Genomic DNA, 17,317 nt, shown 5'->3' with positions numbered 1-17,317 from the left:
CGGTGGCCGGTTTTGACCATGATGCTCGTGGCGTTGAAATGGTCGTCGAACGATCCCAGCTCGAATTCGCGCCCTGATCGGGCGGTACCCGCAATCGAGCCGTTTGGGTCGAGCTACGCCGCGCGCGAAGCAAGGATCGCGTGAAGCGCGTCGGGGCTAAGTCGGGTCGTCGCCGTCGACGGCAGCACGTTCAAGGCGGTCAACACCCACGACAGGAACGTCGCCGCCTACGAATTCAAGAAGCGCCTGGAGCAGGTGGCCGACCACATCGCCCGCTATCTGTGCGAACAGATGCGGTGGCTCCAATCCATGGAAGCCAAGGTCGCGGCCTCGCCGGGCAGCCGGGTCGCGCTGGCCGATCGTTGCGAGGCCCCTCCCCGTGTGCCCCCACTCAAGCTTGGCCGCGAAGATCGTCCAGCGGGAGGCTCTCAATCCTGCCGCTGACGCCGCGCAAACAGAAGCCGGCAATCGATTTCGCCGGGTTTTGACGCTCCACATCCGTGGACAGGCTGTCCGAGGCCAAAGGGCCGACCACCCCCTCGAAGAGCGACCCGACGATACAGGCCGCGGAGGCCTGGACATCCTGCGCCGGAAACTCGCTATCGCGTATGCCTTGTTCGATGATCATCTCGAAAACCCGCGCAAGTTTTCGCCGGTATGTGAGGCGAGCGGCTTCGATTTCAGGCTCGACGGGCTCTGCCACGAGCGCATATTCTTCGCTCGCGAGACAAGAGGTACCGACATATCGAAGGGATGGCCAGCTGAGCGACGCTGTTCGCGAGAGACGCTTTCCGATCCCCTGGCTTCGGAAAGCGTCTCAAGGTCATTGTCTTAGCGCGTTTTCTTCACGCGAACCGGTGTCCACTTCGCTCGAAAACGCTCTGGAGCAGTTCCCGATCCAATTGGATCTGGAACTGCTCCATTTCTTTGCTTGAACGCGTTTCCTTCACGCGAACCGGTGTCCACTTCGCTCGAAAACGCTCTGGCGTTATCCTGCGAGCAAGCCGGCCAGCTGGGTCATTCCGATACGGAGAAACGGGTCGGAATGGACGTAGAAATACTGCACGCCCTTGTCTCGCCAGAACGGCAGTTCATCCGCCGTTGCCAATGTGCCGGCCACCTTGCCCGCCCCCCGGATTGCCTTGACAGCCTCGGCGACCTTGTCGACGACCGCCTGCGGGCGCGGCTGGCCGAAAGACGGCGCGGGCGGATAGCCCATGTTCTGCGAGAGATCTCCCGGGCCGATGAAGAAGACGTCGATCCCCTCGACGGCGAGCAGCGCATCGATGCCCTCGATCGCCTCCAAGGTCTCGATCATGCCGACAACGAGCCGCTTCTCGTGATCAGCAAAGCAGCCATAGCGAACGGCATCGACCACGCCGCGCGCCTGCTCGGCCGTATCGATCATCGGCACCATCAGCCCGTCCGCGCCTGCGTTGAGATAGCGGATCAGGAGCGAGCGCTGGTGGCAATCCGGCCGTACGATCGCGGCACCGCCCGCGCCCCGGATCGCCTGGGCGGTGAGGCGGACATCCTCGAAGCTCCAGGTGCCGTGCTCGCAATCGAGAAAGATCGCATCAGCGCCCAGCTCGGTCAGCCTGACGGCATGGCCGGGGGAGAGATGATGTGTCGTCAGCATGCTGACGCATTCGCCCCGGCTCAATTTGCCGCGCAGCTTCGCTCCGTTCATCGTCTTGTCCTCGGTCTCAGCGCTTGGGCTTGTCAGGCGTGTCGTCGGGCGCGCCGACCCAGCGCGCGGTCTCGATATCGGCGGAGGTGTCGCGCATCCGCGTCGGGCAGATGTGCAGTTCGGGGATCATCGCGCCGGGCTGAAGGCTGGCGCAGAGAAGCACGGCGCGCGCCACGTCATGGGCGTCGAGCATGATGGCGCGTTCTTCCGCCAGCGGCGGCCGGGCCCGGTTGTTCATGATCGGCGTATCGGTTTCACCCGGCAGGATCGTCGTCGCGCGGATGCCCTGGTTGCGATAGGTGTTGTGCAGGAAGCCCATGAAGTTCTTCACGCCGGCCTTGGCCGCGCCATAGGCCGCTCCGCCCAGCAGATTGGGATTGAGCGCCGCCAGCGACGAAACCGTGATGATGGTGCCTTCGCCGCGCGCGATCATCGCCGGCAGCACCGCCTGCGTCAGCGAGAACACCGCGGTCAGGTTGACGTTCAGCGTTGCGTTCCACTCCTCTTCGGACAGGAAGCGGGCATTCAGGACCTTGCTGGCGCTGCCGGCATTGTTGACGAGAATATCGATCGGCCCGAGCTCGGCCTCGATGGCCGCGACAGTCGCGACGATGGCACTGCGGTCGGCGATATCGAGAGTGCGACTGACCGCCTGCCCGCCATTGTCCACGATCAGCTTGGCGACCTCATCGAGCGGACCGGCTCGCCGCCCAGTCAGCACCACGGTTGCCCCCTCGCGCGCCAGCAGGATGGCGCTCTCACGCCCGATCCCGGTGCCGGCCCCCGTGACGAGCGCGATCTTGCCCTTGAGCAGTGCCATGGTCTCTCCCTACTCGCCCTACTCAGCCGCCGCCGCGAAGGCTTTGCCGTAGATACGTCGCGTTGCATCGGGGCTGACAAGCCCCTCCGCAAGATCCAGCGCGATCAGCTCGACTGAGCGCGCCGCAGCGCGTCCCCAGCCGCCGCCTCCCGGCGTCTCGACCTCGAGGCGATCGCCCGTCTGGAGGACCACCTTGCCTTTCGGAAACTGCGCCTCGCCATTCTTGGCGACCTTGCCGGGCGTGCCCGACTGTCCGTCCACGACGCCAAAGCAAGGGTGGCGCACGCGCTCGGTCGCGAGATAGATGTTCATCGGCGCCTTGGCGCGATTGCGCAGAATGACGCGCTGGCCGAGCCCGCCGCGATGCTGCCCTGCCCCGCCTGAATCCGCGATCAGCTCCTTGCACTCCGTCAGCACCGGTACCGCGATCTCGAACATCTCGATCGCCGTGACCTTGCAGTTGGAGGGGAAGCTCAGCGTATCCAGGCCGTCCAGTTCGGCTCGCGCACCCTGGCCGCCATGGAAGTTCTGGACCGAGCCATATTGCGAACCGTCATCGCGCCGGCCGACACAATTGGCCGCCCAGATCGGCGCCCCTCCGCTGTCGCCCATGACCTTGTCGGGGACGATGCCCTCCAGCGCCTTGAAGATCAGCGATGGGATGACGTGGCCGATGAGATTGCGGGAGTTGCCCGCCGTCCAGGCTTCGGGGTTGAGAATCGAGCCGAGCGGCGCCTCGTCCGTGACCGGCGTGATGCAGCCCTCATTATTGGGCGTCTCGGGATCGAGCAGGCATTTCAGCGCATAGACGGAGTGGGCATAGCGGTAGTTGGTGCGGCAGTTGATGGAGTGCAGCACCTGGTCGGACGTGCCGGTGTAGTCGACATGGATCGTCTCGTCGGCAACGATGACGGCGGCCTTCAGCGTGATGTCGTCATGGTATCCGTCGAGGAGGACTTCAGCCTCATAGCGGCCATTGGGCCAGGCGCGGATCGCCTTGCGCATCTGGGCTTCCGAGCGCGAATGGATCGCGTCGGCGAGACCATCGACCTCGTCGAGGCCGTATTCGTCGAGGAATTTCACGAGCTCGCGGCCCATGACGTTGTTGGCCGCGACCATGGATTCCAGATCGCCCAGCACTTCGGTGGGAAGCCGCACGGACGCTGCGATGATGTCGAGGACGTCCTGGTTGGGCACACCGGCGCGGTGCAGCTTCACGATCGGGAAGCGGATGCCTTCCTCATAGATGTCGCTGGCTTCCGAATGCAGCGGCGCGCCCCCGATATCGGGCAGATGCGCGATCGAGCCGGCATAGGCGACGATCTTTCCGTTCTTGAAGATCGGCGTGATCATCGTGACGTCGGGCAGATGGCCGGTGCCGATCTCGGGATCGTTGGTGGCGAGCACATCGCCGTCCTGCAACGTCTCGGGCGGGAATTTCGGCAGGAAATAGCTCTGTGCGGCAACCGGCAGCGAGGTGATGAAGACTGGGATCGACCAGGTGCACTGGGCCAGCGCCCGCCCGCGACTGTCGAGCAGCACGGTGACGTAGTCGTGGTTCTCGCGCACGATCGGCGAAAAGGCGGTGCGCCCCAACACCGTATCGGCCTGGTCGGCGATGAAGATCAGGCGATTCCACATCACCTGGAGATTGATCGGATCGTTGAAATCCGTGGCGGCTTTGGCCGTCGAGGTTTTGGACATCGAGATCTTGGACATCGGAATCGTCCTCAGAGAATGTTGATGACGAGGTTGCCATGCGCATCGACATGGGCTGTCCCGCTCGGGCCGATGACGGCTGTCGACTCGCGCTGCTCGACGATGGCGGGACCTTTCACGGGTTCGTCGACCGGCAGGCTGTAATGGTCGTAGACGGGGGTCTCGACGGCAGCGCCCAGTTCCTGGAAATAGACGTCGCGCCGGCCCTTCAGGGCCTCTGCCGCCGTCGTGCCATGAGGGCGCGTGACCTTGCCCTTCCGCCCTCCGGCCCGCAAACGCCAGGTGATCACCTCAAGGCCGGCATTGACGGTGCGGCCGAAGAGCTCGCGATAGAGCGTGGTAAAATTGGCCGTGAGCTGCGCCAGGAAATCCTCCTGCGGCAGGTCGAGTTCGGGCAGCGCGACCGTGATCTCGTGGCCCTGGCCGACATAGCGCATGTCCACGGTATAGCGGTTCTCGATGGTTTCCTTGGGCACGCCGGCAGCCGACACGACCTCGGCCCCCTGAGCCGCGAGGCCACCGAGCAGCCGGCGCATCTGCGCCGCATCCCAAGCCGCCAGGCCCATCGGGAAGCTCGCGGACAGGTCGACGGCGACGGGAGCGATGATCAGGCCGATCGCGGAGGTCACGCCCGCTCCCGTCGGGCAGATGATGCGCTTGATGCCGAGCTTGCGAGCGATGCCATAGGCATGGACGGGCCCGGCGCCGCCGAAGGCGACCATGGGCAGGGAGCGGGGATCGACGCCGAGATCGGTCGCATGCATCGCAGCCGCCTTGCTCATCGACTCGTTGACGAGGTCATGGATGCCCCAGGCGCAGCGCGTGACGCCCACACCGAGATCAGCGGCCAGGCGCGCCATCGCATCATGGGCGGCCTGTTTCGAGACCTTGAACGAGCCGCCGACGAAGGATTCCGTCCCCATATAGCCGAGCAGGATGTCGGCGTCGGTGACGGTCGGCTCGATGCCGCCGCGCTGATAGGCGGCCGGCCCCGGCAAGGCGCCCGCCGAGCGCGGGCCGACATCGAGCAATCCAAGCGGATTCTTGACGGCAATCGAGCCGCCACCCGCGCCGATCTCGATCATCTGGATCGACTGGATCTTGAGGGGGAAGCCGGAACCCTTCCGGAAACGCTGGTAATGCGCGACTTCGAGATCGGTGCCGACCGTGGGCTCGCCATTGGGGATCAGGCACAGCTTGGCGGTGGTGCCGCCCATGTCGAAGGAGAGCACACTGCCCTCCCCGGCAATGCGGCCAAACTCGGCGGCAGCGACAGCTCCGGCAGCAGGGCCGGACTCGATCAGGCGCACAGGCAGCTCGGCTGCGCGCTGGCTGGGAACCAGGCCGCCCGAGGAGGTCATCCACAGCACCTGCCGATCGATGCCCTTCCCAGCGAATTCGCGCTGGAGATGGGCGACATGGCCGGCCATCTGGGGCCGCGTATAGGCGTTGACCACCGTCGTCGAGGCACGGTCGAACTCGCGCACCTCTGGGCAGACCTCAGAGGAGAGCGAAACGAAGATATCGGGATATTCGTCCTTCAGCAGGGCAGCGACCCGCTGCTCATGCGCCGGGTATTTGTAGGCGTGAAGCAGGCAGACCGCGACCGAGCGAACTCCCTTTTCGCGCAGCCGCCCGGCGATCTCGCGCACGACATCTTCATCCAGCTCGGTGACGATCTCACCATCGGCCGCGATGCGCTCGCGGGCGCCGAAACTGTTGGCGCGGCTTACCAGCGGGTCGGGATAGCGCAGGTTGAGATCGTAGAGATCGTAGCGACCCTCGTTGCGGATGCGCAGCATATCCTGAAAGCCGGCGGTCGCGACGAAGCCGGTCTCGACGCCCTTGCGCTCCAGCACGGCATTGGTGACGACCGTCGTGGCGCCCAGGACCTGCAGCTTGGCCGTATCGATAACCTCGCCGAACGCCTCCAGCAGCTCGGTGACGCCCTGAACCACGGCCTCGGCCGGGTTCAACGGCGTGCTCAGCACCTTATGCAGATGCACCTCGCCTGCATCGTCGAGCAGCGCGAAATCGGTGAAGGTTCCACCGGTGTCGAATGCCAGCTTGGCCATGATGTCCTCTGAGCCTGCCTTGCGGAGGTCGCGGAGGTTGCGGCCAGCGAACCGACCGCTAAGCCCTTCACCGCGACGACACAGGAAGGGTAGAGCCAGCCACGCGCAACTGGCCAACAGGACTGCGGTCTGCCGCTATAGGCTTTGTTTATGGCGCGGCGTTTATGGCACGACGCTTATGGTGCGACGTTTATAGCGCACTCTGGGAACGCCCGGCCTCGCCAGCCGATTTCAACCCGAGGGGCGCCTCCCGGATCAAGGCCTGAACGATTTCGATCAGCACGGAGCGCGCTGCAATCGCGGGCTCCGACATCGGCAGATGGTCGGACACGCAAAGGGAAACCGTAGCCGTCATCGCGGGCCGTATCAGTGGTCGGACATCGGCGCCGCGAAAGCCTGCGGCGCTGGCTGCCACAGATCCCGGCAGGATCGTCGACCCCAGACCGTCCATGACGGCTGCGACCAGCGACGAGACTGATTCGATCTCGGCGGAGACACGCGGCGCGACACGAGCGCGCGCCAGCGACTCATCGATCATCTGGCGCAGGAAATGGCCTCGGCTCGGCAGTAGCAGGTCGACCTCGGCCAGAGCCGAGAGCGGGAGTGCCTCACCTTCAACCGTCCCGATGGCTGCGCCCGGCGGCGACACCAGGACAAGCTCCTCCCGGAACAACGGGTGCAGGACGACGCCCTTGATCGGCCTCGATCCATAGATGACCGCCATATCCATCTTGCCGGTCATGATCAGCTCGCTCAGGACATGGCCGAAGCTGTCATTGATATGGACGACGATGTCGGGGTAGCGCGTCTTCATCGCCTTGAGCAGCGGCAGCGACAGTGCACTCGACGCCGAATAGGTGGCGAGCCCGATCGAGACACGGCCTGCGACCGAGCGCGAGGATTGTTCGATATCGATCCGCGCCTGCTCGACCTGTTTCAGCAGCAGCTGGGCATGGCGGTAAAGGATCAGCCCGGCTTCGGTCGGCGCGATGCCATGATTGCTGCGGATGAGGAGCTTGTGCTTGAAATGGCTCTCCAGCGCGGCGATCTGCTGGGAGAGTGCCGGCTGAGCCGTGCGCAGCATGCCAGCGGCGCGAGACACGCTACCGGCATCCACCACCTTCACGAAGCTCTTCAACTTCTTGAAATCGACACTCATCGACCTGGCCGCCTCCACAGGTCGCGAGGTTAGGTTATTCCCCGGCGACGCGAAACCGACCGGCTGCACCGCCGTCAGTGCTGCACGTCCGTCTCGCCGCGCATCCTACCTGTCATGAAGAGCTCGCCGAGCTCGTCATGGCTGATCTCGGTGGGCTTGCCATCCCAGATCACCTTGCCCAGCCGCAGGATGACGGCGCGCTGCGCCACCTCCATCGCCTTCTTGGTGTTCTGCTCGACGAGCAGGATGGTTTGGCCCATCGCATTGATGCGCAGCAATTCGTCGAAAACGATGCCGATCGCGGCCGGGGACAATCCGACCGACGGCTCATCGACCAGCAGGATGCGCGGGCGCTGGAGCACAGCCATCGCCACCTCCAGAAGCTGCTGCTCGCCGCCCGACATATTGCCGGCGAGCGTCGCGCGGCGCTTCCTGAGGATCGGGAAGAGCTCGTAGACATAGTCGCGATCGGCCTTCACCTTGGCGTCGCGCAGGGTATAGGCGGCCATCTGCAGGTTCTCGTCGATCGTCATGAGCGGGAAATTGCAGCGGCCCTGGGGCACCAAGGAAACGCCTTGCGCCAGGATCTCGCGCGAGGCCAGCCCGGCAATGTCCCGGCCCTGCCAGCGTATGGCGCCCCCCTTGATGGTCGTCATGCCATAGAGCGTCTTGAGCAGGGTCGATTTGCCCGCGCCGTTGGGGCCCAGGAGCGCGACGAACTGGCCCTGCGGTACGTCGAGATCGACGCCGTTGAGAATGTCCAGCGAGCCATAGCCGGCACGCAGGCCCGCAATCGAAAGACTGGTCTCAGCCACCGAGATAGGCCTCCCGAACCGCCTGGTTGCGCATGATCTCGGCCGGCGTACCCTCAGCGAGCTTACGCCCCTGGTCGAGCACGGCGACGCGCTGGCAAATGCTGGTGATGACGTCGATGTTGTGCTCGATCACCAGGAAGCTGACGCCGAGCTGTTCATTGGCGTAGCGGATCGCCTCGACGACGCGCTCGATCAGCTTGGGATTGATCCCCGCCATCGGCTCGTCGAGCAGGATCAATTTGGGCTCGGGCATCAGCATCGAGGCGAACTGGATCAGTTTCTGCTGGCCACCCGAGAGATTGCCCGCCGGCTGGGTTCGGACATCCCAGAGCCCCGACAGCCTGATGAGTTCGCGCGCACGCTGGCGCAGGCCGTCGACCCGGGCGCGCGAACGGGCACCGAACCCGAAGGTCGAGGCCACGCTCGGGAAGGTGAACATCTGGCCGGCGATGACGAGGTTCTCCTCGATATCGAGCGCACCGAAGGTGACCGTCTTCTGGAACGACCGCAGCATGCGGCCTTCCCGGGCAATGCGATTCAACGACCAGCCGGTGATGTCTTGCCCATCGAGCTTGACCGAGCCGGCATTGGGGCGAGCAAGGCCGGATGTGCAGTCGAAGAAGGTCGACTTACCCGAGCCATTGGGTCCGATCAGCCCGCAGATCTCGCCGCGATGGACCTGCAGATCGACACCGTCCACGGCTCGGATCGCACCATAGGATTTGCTGAGGCCAGTGATGTCCAGGATCGGTAGACCGGTCATGAGCGCCCCCTGAGCATGGTCCAGAAGCGGGTGATCAGCGGCGCAAAGCCCTTGGGGAACCAGAAGACCAGCGCCAGCAGGCAGAAGCCGTAGGCCACCATCCGCAGCTCGGGAGCGATACGAAGCGCCTCGGACAGACCGACGAAGAGCAGGCTCCCGAAGACGACACCCGAAATCGTGCCCGGCCCGCCGCCGAGCACGATGATCAGCATCAGCGTCGAATTCGACATCTGGAATGTCAGCGGGCTGACCACGGTCAGATAATGCGCGTAGACGCTGCCGCCGAACCCGGCGAAGGTCGCGCTGATCATGAAGACGACCAGCTTGTAGCGCCAGGTCGGCACGCCGACGGACTCCGCCAGCGTCTCGTTCTCGCGGATCGCCACCATGTTGCGGCCGGCCGGCGAGGTGACGATCAGCCAGACGACGAAGGTCGCCAGGGCGGCGATGGCAAGCACGAGATAGTAGAACCCGACCGTCCCCGAAACCGCGAAGGAGGCCGGTCCGAGCGCGAAATAGGGCTTGGGGATGGCCGACAGCCCCATGTCGCCGCGGGTCAGGCTGATCCAGTTCTTGGCGACCGCCTGTCCGATGATGACGAAGCCGAGCGTGCACATCACGAATGAGGTCGAGCGCAACCTGAGAGCCGGGATGCCAAGCGGCAGCGCAAGCACCCCGGCAACGAGGCCGGCGCCGAACAGGTTGACGTAGAACGGCGTGCCCCAATGCACCGCCATCAGGGCGGAGACATAGGCGCCGACGCCGAAGAAGGCGGCCTGTGCGAGCGAAAGCAGGCCGGTATAGCCGACGAGCAGATTGAGCCCATGGGCCGGCAGCAAGAAGATCAGCGAGATGATCACCGCATGCAGCGCGTAATTGCCAAGCAGAAGCGGTGCGCAACAGGCCAGGACGACAACGGCGAGCCCGAAGGGCAGCCTCAGGTCGCGGCCAGGCAGCGGAAGCGAGCTCTCGTTCAGCGACATGGTCGATCCTCGGACAGATTGGCTGGGGGCCGCCAGAGCAGGATGCGAAAAGTGGGAACCGGTTTTCGCATTGATCCTGCTCTAACTCTTTGATGAGAGACGGATTCAGACTTCAGATGGGATCACTCCGTGATTCCGTCTTAAGTCATCCGGCTCTAGGTCAGTAACGGGCTTGGGCGGAGAACAGCCCGTGCGGGCGCCACATCAACACGAGCATCAGCGTGGCGAAGCCGACCGTGTCGCGAAACTGCAGGCCGACATAGGTGGCGACCAGGCTCTCAGCGATGCCCAGGATCATCGCGGCGAAGAAGGTGCCACGGACATTTCCAAGGCCGCCCATGATGATGATCGGCAGTGTCTTGAAAGTGATCAGTTCGCCCATGCCGCCATAGACACTGACATTGACCGGGGCGGTCAGCACCCCTGACAGGCCAGCGAGCGCCGCCCCCAGGACGAAGGTCCTCACCACGACCTTGCGGACATCGATGCCCACCACGGCGCAGCACTCGACATTCTGCGACACGGCACGCATCGCCTTGCCCATGCGGCTATAGGTGACTAGGAGCTCGAGCCCGAAGAAGACCAGCACGGCGACCGCGATGATCAGCAGGCGCTGCTCGGCGAGCGATACGCCCAGAATGGTGACGGGCTCGATATAGCCGCCTTCGAAGAACTTGTAGCCACCGCCGAAGAGCAGGATGACGCTGTTCTGAAGGATGAGCGCGATGCCCAGCGTCGCCAAGACGCCAGCCTCGGCCGGCGCCCCGACCATGCGCCGCATCACGAACTGCCCGATGACCAATGCAACGAAGGCCGTGGCGATGACGCCGGCGACGATGGCGACCGGATAGGGCAGGTCGAAATACTCGATCGCGACCCAGGCCCCGAAGGTGCCGACCATGTAATATTCGCCATGGGCGAAATTGATCGCCCGCAGGACGCCAAAGATCATCGTCATGCCGACGGCGACCAGGGCGTAGACGGCCCCGGTGACGATGCCGTTGACGATCTGCTCTGAGATTTGGAACAGCATCCCGCCCTCCCCTTAAGCCCGCGCGCTTACCCCCGCGCCATTGCGTCCGCGGGACGGTCAGCGCGGATAGTCGATATCGGCGGAATAGGCGCCCTTGACCACCGGCTTGCCGTCCTCGATCTGCAACAGGATCATCGGCAGCTTCGCCTGGTTGTGGTCGTCGAAGGTCACTTCGCCGACGGCGCTGTCATATTTGATCTTGGCGAGCGCATCGCGGACCTTGGCGCGGTCGGTGCTCTTGGCCGCCTCGACCGCCTTGCCGAGCAGGTTGACGGTCTCCCAATGGACATAAGCGTGGTTGTTGGGCGCCTCGCGATATTCGGCCGTGAACCGGGCCACGAAACCCTTGCTCTTGGGGCTGTCCCAGCCCGGCAGCCAGGCCGCGGCCTCGACGGCACCTTCGAGCGCCTTCGGCGCCGACTTGATCGTCTTCTCGGTGTTGAACTCACCATTGCCGATCAGCGGCACCTTGCCGGCGAGCCCGACCTCGGTCATCTGCCGCGCCACGATCGGCGTGGTGTCGGCAAGGCCGTACATGATGATCGCCTGAGCGCCGGAATCGCGGATCTTGGCCAGCACGCTGCGGAAATCGACCTCGCCTTCCTTGTAGTAGTCCTCGCTCAGGATCTGGCCCTTGAACCGTGGCAGGTACTTCTTGGTGAACTCGATCGCCGAGCGGCCATAATCGCTGTCGACCGAGAGCACGGCGAATTTGGTGAAGCCGCGCTTCTCGGCGGCATATTGCGCGACGATCAGGGCGCGGTTCTCATCGGTCGGGTAGTTGCGGAAGCTCCATTTGAAGCCGCCGACGCCCGCCGCATACGTAATCTTGGGGTTCGACGAAGCCGCGTTGATCAGCAGGACGCCGGCATCTTCGACGACGGGCTGCATCGCCAGCGTCACGGAGCTCGACACGTCGCCGATCAGGAAATCGACCTTGTCCTGGTCGATCAGGCGCCGTGTCGCCGAGACGCCCTCGACCGGCGTGCCCTGGCTGTCGGCGGAGAAGACCTGGATCTTGCGGCCATCGATGCCGCCGGCCGCGTTGATGTCCTTGGCGGCAAGCTGCGCGCCGCGCAGCGAGAAGGCGCCGTAGCGGGCATTGGGGCCGCTCATCGGCGCGACGATGCCGAGGCGGATGCTGCTGTCCTGCGCCAGCGCGGAGGTCTCGAAGGCAGGCGCGCCGGCAAGGCAGAAGGCCGATGCGAGAAGGCAGAAGGCCCTGCGGTGAACTGTGTTGGCCATGATCGACTCCGTTCCCTGATCGTGTTCCGCGATCGCGTCGCGGTTAGCCGGAACCGGCTTCGTCGCATGCACGCAACGATCCGACCCGATCGGGCGCGATTTGCAGGCCCGATGGGAGAAAATTCTAGGTTCGGCGGACTCGCTCTGGGAACCACAACTGCATTCTGCCGCCATAGCGTTTCTTTATGGCGCGACATGGCGCGACGATAAATCGTAAGGGGCCGCGTCGCGCGCGACGGCCCCTCCGGCGTCGATACGAGCTTCCACCAAGCAAGGGGATGCCCGTTCACGCGCGAGCCAGGCTCGCGCCCTGCCCCATAGCGGGTGTCGAAGAGGCCCGCTTTCGCTAACGCACGGCAAACTGGCTTGGGGTTGGAGGGTTGGAGTACCCCATCTCATAGCGTCCGAGGCGATTGTTCGACGATCGCAAGGACGCAGCCGGATCGGTTCAGGTTGAAATCGCCCGTCGCCAGGGTCAGCCCGTGGCGATGGCGGTTTCGATCGCGTCCGACATGATCGCCAGGCCGCGGTCGATCTCGGCCTCCGAGACCGTCAGGGGCGGCGCGATCCGGAAGACGCCTCCCATGCCGGGCAGCTTGACGATGTTCATGCTGAGGCCCTGGCGCATGGCCTCTTCCATGATCCTGGCCCCGAGCTCGAAGCCCGGCGCCTTGCTCTGCCGATCGGTCACGATCTCGAGCCCGAGAAGGAGACCGCGGCCGCGCACGTCCCCGACGCATTCGAACTTCTGCTGAAGAGACAGGAGTCCATTACGGAGCCGCTGCCCGCGCGCGATGGCCTGCTCGACCAGGCCGTCGCGTTCGACCACGTCGAGGACCGTCACGCCGACGGCGGCCGGGAGCGGATCGGAGACATGGGTCGTGTAGAACAGGAAGCCGCGCTCGTGCGCCTTCTCCTCGATCGCCTGTGAGGTCATCACCGCCGCGAGCGGCAGGCCGGCGCCGAGCGTTTTCGACAGCGTCAGAATGTCGGGCGTGACGCCGTCGCGCTGGAACGCGAACATGTGGCCGGTCCGGGCGATCCCGGTCTGGGCCTCGTCGAGGATCAGCAACATGCCCCGCTCCTCGCATTTGCGCTTGAGCGCAGCGAGATAACCGAGCGGGAGCTCGAGGATGCCGCCGCTCGACAAGATCGGTTCGGCGATGAACGCCGCGAGGTTGCCGGTCGACTGCCTGTCGATCAGCGCGAAGGCGTCGTCGAGTTCGGCCTGCCAATCATTGGAGCCGTCGGGATGCGTGAAGCGCGGGCGGTACGAGTTCGGCGCTGGGATGACGAAGGAGCCGGCAGCGACCGGTCCATAGCCCCGCCTGCCGGCGCTATAGGTTGCCGCAGCCGCTGCTCCCGTCATGCCGTGCCAGCTCTGTGCGAAGGCGACGACCTCATGTCCACCGGTCACCAGCTTCGCCATGCGAATGGCGGCTTCGTTCGATTCCGCCCCGGTGGTGAGGAGCTGCACCCGGTCGAGACCGGGAGCGAGCGCGGCAAGACGTGAAGCCAGATCGACGACCGGGCGCGACAGCATCCCGCTGAAGAGATGCGCCACGGATCGCATCTGCCGGTCCACCGTCGCGACGATGTCGGGATGGGTATGGCCGAGGACGGCGCTCATCTGGCCTGAGGTGAAGTCCAGGATGGCGCGATCATCGGCGTCGTAGACAAAACTGCCCTCGGCCCGCTCGACGATGATCGCTTCGAAATCGGGCCCATAGCGTGTCAGATGCGTGTTTGCGGCGGCCCAGAAGGTGGGATCGGCGTTCAGCGACATGGGACACCTCGGAAGCGGGAGTGTCCGAAGGCTAGTTGCGCCTGTTGCACTGCGCAAATTGATACTCTTTCAATCCGATATCGATTAAATTGATGGCATGCGCACGCTCGACCTCGCCTTGCTCAGGAACTTCGCCGTCATCGCCCGCACGGGCTCGATCAGCGTCGCCTCAACGCAGGTCGGGCGGACGCAATCGGCGTTGAGCATGCAGATGCAGCGCCTGGAAGCGCTGACAGGCCAGGCTCTCCTGCACCGCAGCGGCTCGGGCGTGCGCCTGACCACAGCGGGAGACAAGCTGCTCGCCCATGCCGAATTCCTTTTGGCCAGGCATGACGAGATCCTCGCCGACATGCGCGGAACCGGCCTCAAGGGCTCGGTCAGCTTCGGCTGTCCCGAGGATTACTCGATCGCGTTTCTGCCGGATCTGCTGCGGGAGTTTTGTGCCCTGCATCCCGATGTCGAGCTGCGCATGGTCTGTGCGCCGACCTCGGAACTGCGCCCGCTGCTGCATCGGCGGCAGATCGAGATGGCGCTGGTCTCCCTCCCCGACCCGGCTGGCGCCGAGGTCATCCGGAGAGAAAACTTCGTCTGGGTCGCAAACGCAGCCGAGCCGGACATCCTTGACCAGGCCGTCCTGCCATTGGCGCTGTCGGCCCCCATGACGCTGGACTATCGCGCGGCCTGCGACGCCATGGAGGCCGCTGGCCGTCGCTACAGGGTGGCTTTTGCCAGCAACAGCCTGGCTGGTCTCATCGCCATTGCCCGGTCAGGTCACGCCATCAGCGTCCTGACGCAAACCGCGGTTCCGCCGGATCTGCACATCGTCTCGGCGGGATTGCCGGCGCTTCCCGCGATCGGGATTGCGCTGGAGTTCGCGGAGCTTAGGCCATCATCCGCCGCAAGAGCCTTGGGCGACCACATCGCGGCCGTGCTGCCTACCCTTGCAGGCGATGCGCGCCCGATATCCCGCACCGGATCTCCGTCTCCGGCCTGGCGCGGACTATAAAGGCAGACGTCAACGGGGAGCTCTGCGCGCCAGTTATATCAATAAAATCAGATGCATAAGCAGAATAAAACCGCAGACAATTCGGGAGCGGCTTCGGACGTGCAGCGTTCACCGGGGCGACGGCACGCCGACGCTCATTGTTTTAACGCATTTTCTTCACGCGAACCGGTATCCACTTCGCTCGAAAACGCTCCAGTGTCAGGACAAGTTGGAGGCAAGCGATCGCTGGCCGGCCTGCAACGCGTCGATGCTTCCGGTACCCGCAGTTCCTCGTCCAAGAGTGAACCGCCGCCCGATGTTCGCGGCTGAGGGCCCGCCTTCGGAGAGCCCTCCATTTTGGCGAACGAAACCCGTGCGTTGACGCGAGCGGCTCACCCGGCACGCGATGCTGCGCCGCGGACCGCACTGTTGACGGCGGTGTCTTCAGCCTTGGCGGGCGAGCCGAATTGCGCAAAGCACTTATGCGGCCGATGCGAATCTCCCGCGAATTCTCATCACAGAATTGCCTTCTTTCTTAAGCAAAGGCCGCCATCCTTCAGCAGCCTTCCCGCGATCTCGCAACCCGCAAGGCGGACCATGACCATGTGGTTTCGGCTATGACGACCTTTGCCTCCGTCGCGACATGGACTCTCGGTGTCGCTCTGTTCGCCGGAACCCTGGCAGGTTCTGCCCAGGCCGATCAGCTCGTGGCCAGGACCCGCGGGCCGGCCTCGCCACCGCCGGCATTCCTGACATTCTGCGCCAACTACCCGGCGGAATGCCGCCGGTCCGGCGCCCTGACTCGGCAGGTTCTGCTGACACCGGAACACCAGCGCGACCTTCAGGAGATCAATGCGCGGGTGAACTCCACGATATCCGAGGTATCCGACTGGGATCATTATGGCCGCGAGGATGTCTGGATCATCCCGACCGACGGGCGGGGTGATTGCGAGGATTTCGCGCTGCTGAAGCGCAAGCTGCTGATCGAGCGTGGCTGGCCATCGTCGACCCTGTTGATCGCGGTCGTCGCCACGCCCGCCGGCGAGGGGCACGCGGTGCTGATGGTGACGACCTCCGAGGGGGATCTCATTCTCGACAACAAGACCTCCCGCGTCCTGCCTTGGTCGCAAACCGGATACCTGTTCTTCACCCGCATGTCGCAAGCCAATCCGCGCGCCTGGGAGTCGATCGATGGCGGTACGATCAGCGTAACCGCTGCAACACGGCGCCCGCATGGGCCCTGAGCGGCCTGATCGTCGAGAATGCCTGTTTCGGGAAGCCGGACATCTGATGACATGCTCGCCTTGGTCTGCGTCGGCTGCCGGCCGAGGCTGTGATCAACGTGCGTGATTGGAATGCGTGATCCGGTCAGGCCCCCAGCCTGACCGGATGCAGTTGCGGCTTTCAGCCATGGCCGCCGCCGCCCTGGCCGCCACCACCTTGGCCACCGCCACCCTGGCCGCCACCGCCCTGGCCGCCGCCACCTTGGCCACCGCCACCATGGCCGCTGCCACCTTGGCCACCACCACCGTGACCGCCGCCACCTTGGCCGCCACCGCCCTGGCCGCCGCCACCTTGGCCACCGCCACCGTGACCGCCGCCGCCCTGGCCGCCGCCACCTTGGCCACCGCCACCTTGGCCACCACCACCGTGACCGCCGCCGCCCTGGCCGCCGCCACCTTGGCCACCGCCACCCTGGCCGCCGCCGCCCTGGCCACCACCACCTTGGCCACCGCCACCGTGGCCGCCGTCGCCATGGCCGCCGCCACCTTGGCCACCGCCACCGTGGCCGCCACCGCCGTGACCACCGCCACCATGGCCGCCGCCGCCATGACCGCCGCCACCTTTGCCGCCGCCATCGTGACCGCCACCGCCGTGACCACCGCCACCTTGACCACCGCCACCATGGCCGCCGTCGCCGTGGTCACCGCCACCGTGGTCACCGCCACCGTGACCGCCGCCGCCATGGCCGCCACCACCTTTGCCACCGCCACCGTGACCGCCGCCGCCATGGCCGCCACCACCTTGACCACCGCCACCGTGGCCGCCGTCGCCATGGCCGCCGCCGCCATGACCGCCGCCACCATGGCCGCCGCCACCATGGCCGCCGTCGCCGTGGTCACCGCCACCGTGACCGCCGCCGCCATGGCCGCCACCACCTTTGCCACCGCCATCGTGGCCGCCGTCGCCATGGCCGCCGCCACCTTTGCCACCGCCATCGTGACCGCCGCCGCCATGGCCGCC

At 65.2% G+C, this 17,317-nt stretch carries 15 protein-coding genes and 1 pseudogene; 4 read left to right on the top strand and 12 right to left on the bottom strand.

Annotation, left to right across the window (positions count from 1 at the left end):
- Positions 1-168: 168 nt before the first annotated feature.
- Positions 169-360, top strand: a pseudogene (locus BMZ97_RS31435) (IS5/IS1182 family transposase); the annotation flags it as partial.
- 31 nt (positions 361-391) lie between these two features.
- Here BMZ97_RS31435 and BMZ97_RS00080 read toward each other — a convergent pair.
- The 12 genes from BMZ97_RS00080 to BMZ97_RS00025 form a co-directional block, all read right to left on the bottom strand.
- Positions 392-703 carry a hypothetical protein gene (locus BMZ97_RS00080; RefSeq protein ID WP_175525374.1) on the bottom strand — a complete coding sequence of 104 codons (312 nt, stop codon included), beginning with the start codon at positions 701-703 and terminating at the stop codon, positions 392-394.
- 285 nt (positions 704-988) lie between these two features.
- Positions 989-1,690: an HpcH/HpaI aldolase family protein gene (locus tag BMZ97_RS00075; RefSeq protein ID WP_092164259.1), complete on the bottom strand. Its 702-nt coding sequence runs from the start codon at positions 1,688-1,690 to the stop codon at positions 989-991.
- A gap of 16 nt (positions 1,691-1,706) precedes the next feature.
- Positions 1,707-2,510: an SDR family oxidoreductase gene (locus tag BMZ97_RS00070; protein ID WP_092164258.1), complete on the bottom strand. Its 804-nt coding sequence runs from the start codon at positions 2,508-2,510 to the stop codon at positions 1,707-1,709.
- Between the two features lie 18 nt (positions 2,511-2,528).
- A complete protein-coding gene (locus BMZ97_RS00065; RefSeq protein ID WP_244546169.1) occupies positions 2,529-4,229 on the bottom strand; it encodes a hydantoinase B/oxoprolinase family protein in 1,701 nt (566 codons plus the stop codon).
- A gap of 11 nt (positions 4,230-4,240) precedes the next feature.
- On the bottom strand, positions 4,241-6,304 hold the full coding sequence (locus tag BMZ97_RS00060) for a hydantoinase/oxoprolinase family protein (RefSeq protein WP_092164257.1): 2,064 nt from the start codon (positions 6,302-6,304) through the stop codon (positions 4,241-4,243).
- Between the two features lie 190 nt (positions 6,305-6,494).
- On the bottom strand, positions 6,495-7,463 hold the full coding sequence (gene nac, locus BMZ97_RS00055; RefSeq protein WP_092164256.1) for a nitrogen assimilation transcriptional regulator NAC: 969 nt from the start codon (positions 7,461-7,463) through the stop codon (positions 6,495-6,497).
- A 74-nt stretch (positions 7,464-7,537) separates the two neighbouring features.
- The gene (locus tag BMZ97_RS00050; RefSeq protein ID WP_092164255.1) at positions 7,538-8,278 is read right to left on the bottom strand and encodes a branched-chain amino acid ABC transporter ATP-binding protein; all 741 of its coding nucleotides are present in this window, start codon (positions 8,276-8,278) and stop codon (positions 7,538-7,540) included.
- The gene (locus tag BMZ97_RS00045; protein WP_092164254.1) at positions 8,271-9,041 is read right to left on the bottom strand and encodes an ABC transporter ATP-binding protein; all 771 of its coding nucleotides are present in this window, start codon (positions 9,039-9,041) and stop codon (positions 8,271-8,273) included. The genes BMZ97_RS00050 and BMZ97_RS00045 overlap by 8 nt, the downstream gene beginning before the upstream one ends.
- Positions 9,038-10,024, bottom strand: coding sequence for a branched-chain amino acid ABC transporter permease (locus tag BMZ97_RS00040; RefSeq protein WP_092164253.1), 987 nt, complete (start codon positions 10,022-10,024; stop codon positions 9,038-9,040). The genes BMZ97_RS00045 and BMZ97_RS00040 overlap by 4 nt, the downstream gene beginning before the upstream one ends.
- 160 nt (positions 10,025-10,184) lie before the next feature.
- Positions 10,185-11,057, bottom strand: a complete 873-nt coding sequence (locus BMZ97_RS00035) for a branched-chain amino acid ABC transporter permease (RefSeq protein WP_092164252.1) — start codon at positions 11,055-11,057, stop codon at positions 10,185-10,187.
- Between the two features lie 57 nt (positions 11,058-11,114).
- Positions 11,115-12,302 carry an ABC transporter substrate-binding protein gene (locus BMZ97_RS00030; RefSeq protein WP_092166410.1) on the bottom strand — a complete coding sequence of 396 codons (1,188 nt, stop codon included), beginning with the start codon at positions 12,300-12,302 and terminating at the stop codon, positions 11,115-11,117.
- 475 nt (positions 12,303-12,777) lie between these two features.
- Complete coding sequence (locus BMZ97_RS00025; RefSeq protein ID WP_092164251.1) at positions 12,778-14,088, bottom strand: aspartate aminotransferase family protein; 1,311 nt, start codon at positions 14,086-14,088, stop codon at positions 12,778-12,780.
- 97 nt (positions 14,089-14,185) lie between these two features.
- Between BMZ97_RS00025 and BMZ97_RS00020 the strand changes: the two genes are divergently transcribed.
- The 3 genes from BMZ97_RS00020 to BMZ97_RS31690 form a co-directional block, all read left to right on the top strand.
- Positions 14,186-15,094 carry a LysR substrate-binding domain-containing protein gene (locus BMZ97_RS00020; protein WP_092164250.1) on the top strand — a complete coding sequence of 303 codons (909 nt, stop codon included), beginning with the start codon at positions 14,186-14,188 and terminating at the stop codon, positions 15,092-15,094.
- A 596-nt stretch (positions 15,095-15,690) separates the two neighbouring features.
- A complete protein-coding gene (locus tag BMZ97_RS00015; RefSeq protein WP_092164249.1) occupies positions 15,691-16,317 on the top strand; it encodes a transglutaminase-like cysteine peptidase in 627 nt (208 codons plus the stop codon).
- A gap of 166 nt (positions 16,318-16,483) precedes the next feature.
- Positions 16,484-17,317 (top strand): hypothetical protein (locus BMZ97_RS31690; protein WP_175525373.1); only part of this gene is annotated, 834 nt, incomplete at its 3' end.

This window comes from Allobosea sp. OK403 (assembly GCF_900113835.1).
GTDB lineage: Bacteria > Pseudomonadota > Alphaproteobacteria > Rhizobiales > Beijerinckiaceae > Allobosea.
The sequence above is the reverse complement of the archived record's forward strand: the minus strand, read 5'-3'. Positions and strand labels throughout refer to the sequence as shown.

Excerpts from the sequence above, each read along its gene's own strand:
- BMZ97_RS00045 (WP_092164254.1), bottom strand. The coding sequence starts at position 9,041 with ATGACCGGTCTACCGATCCTGGACATCACTGGCCTCAGCAAATCCTAT.
- nac (WP_092164256.1), bottom strand. The coding sequence starts at position 7,463 with ATGAGTGTCGATTTCAAGAAGTTGAAGAGCTTCGTGAAGGTGGTGGAT.
- BMZ97_RS00015 (WP_092164249.1), top strand. The coding sequence starts at position 15,691 with ATGACGACCTTTGCCTCCGTCGCGACATGGACTCTCGGTGTCGCTCTG.
- BMZ97_RS00040 (WP_092164253.1), bottom strand. The coding sequence starts at position 10,024 with ATGTCGCTGAACGAGAGCTCGCTTCCGCTGCCTGGCCGCGACCTGAGG.
- BMZ97_RS00030 (WP_092166410.1), bottom strand. The coding sequence starts at position 12,302 with ATGGCCAACACAGTTCACCGCAGGGCCTTCTGCCTTCTCGCATCGGCC.
- BMZ97_RS00020 (WP_092164250.1), top strand. The coding sequence starts at position 14,186 with ATGCGCACGCTCGACCTCGCCTTGCTCAGGAACTTCGCCGTCATCGCC.
- BMZ97_RS00025 (WP_092164251.1), bottom strand. The coding sequence starts at position 14,088 with ATGTCGCTGAACGCCGATCCCACCTTCTGGGCCGCCGCAAACACGCAT.
- BMZ97_RS00065 (WP_244546169.1), bottom strand. The coding sequence starts at position 4,229 with ATGTCCAAGATCTCGATGTCCAAAACCTCGACGGCCAAAGCCGCCACG.
- BMZ97_RS00060 (WP_092164257.1), bottom strand. The coding sequence starts at position 6,304 with ATGGCCAAGCTGGCATTCGACACCGGTGGAACCTTCACCGATTTCGCG.
- BMZ97_RS00075 (WP_092164259.1), bottom strand. The coding sequence starts at position 1,690 with ATGAACGGAGCGAAGCTGCGCGGCAAATTGAGCCGGGGCGAATGCGTC.
- BMZ97_RS00035 (WP_092164252.1), bottom strand. The coding sequence starts at position 11,057 with ATGCTGTTCCAAATCTCAGAGCAGATCGTCAACGGCATCGTCACCGGG.
- BMZ97_RS00070 (WP_092164258.1), bottom strand. The coding sequence starts at position 2,510 with ATGGCACTGCTCAAGGGCAAGATCGCGCTCGTCACGGGGGCCGGCACC.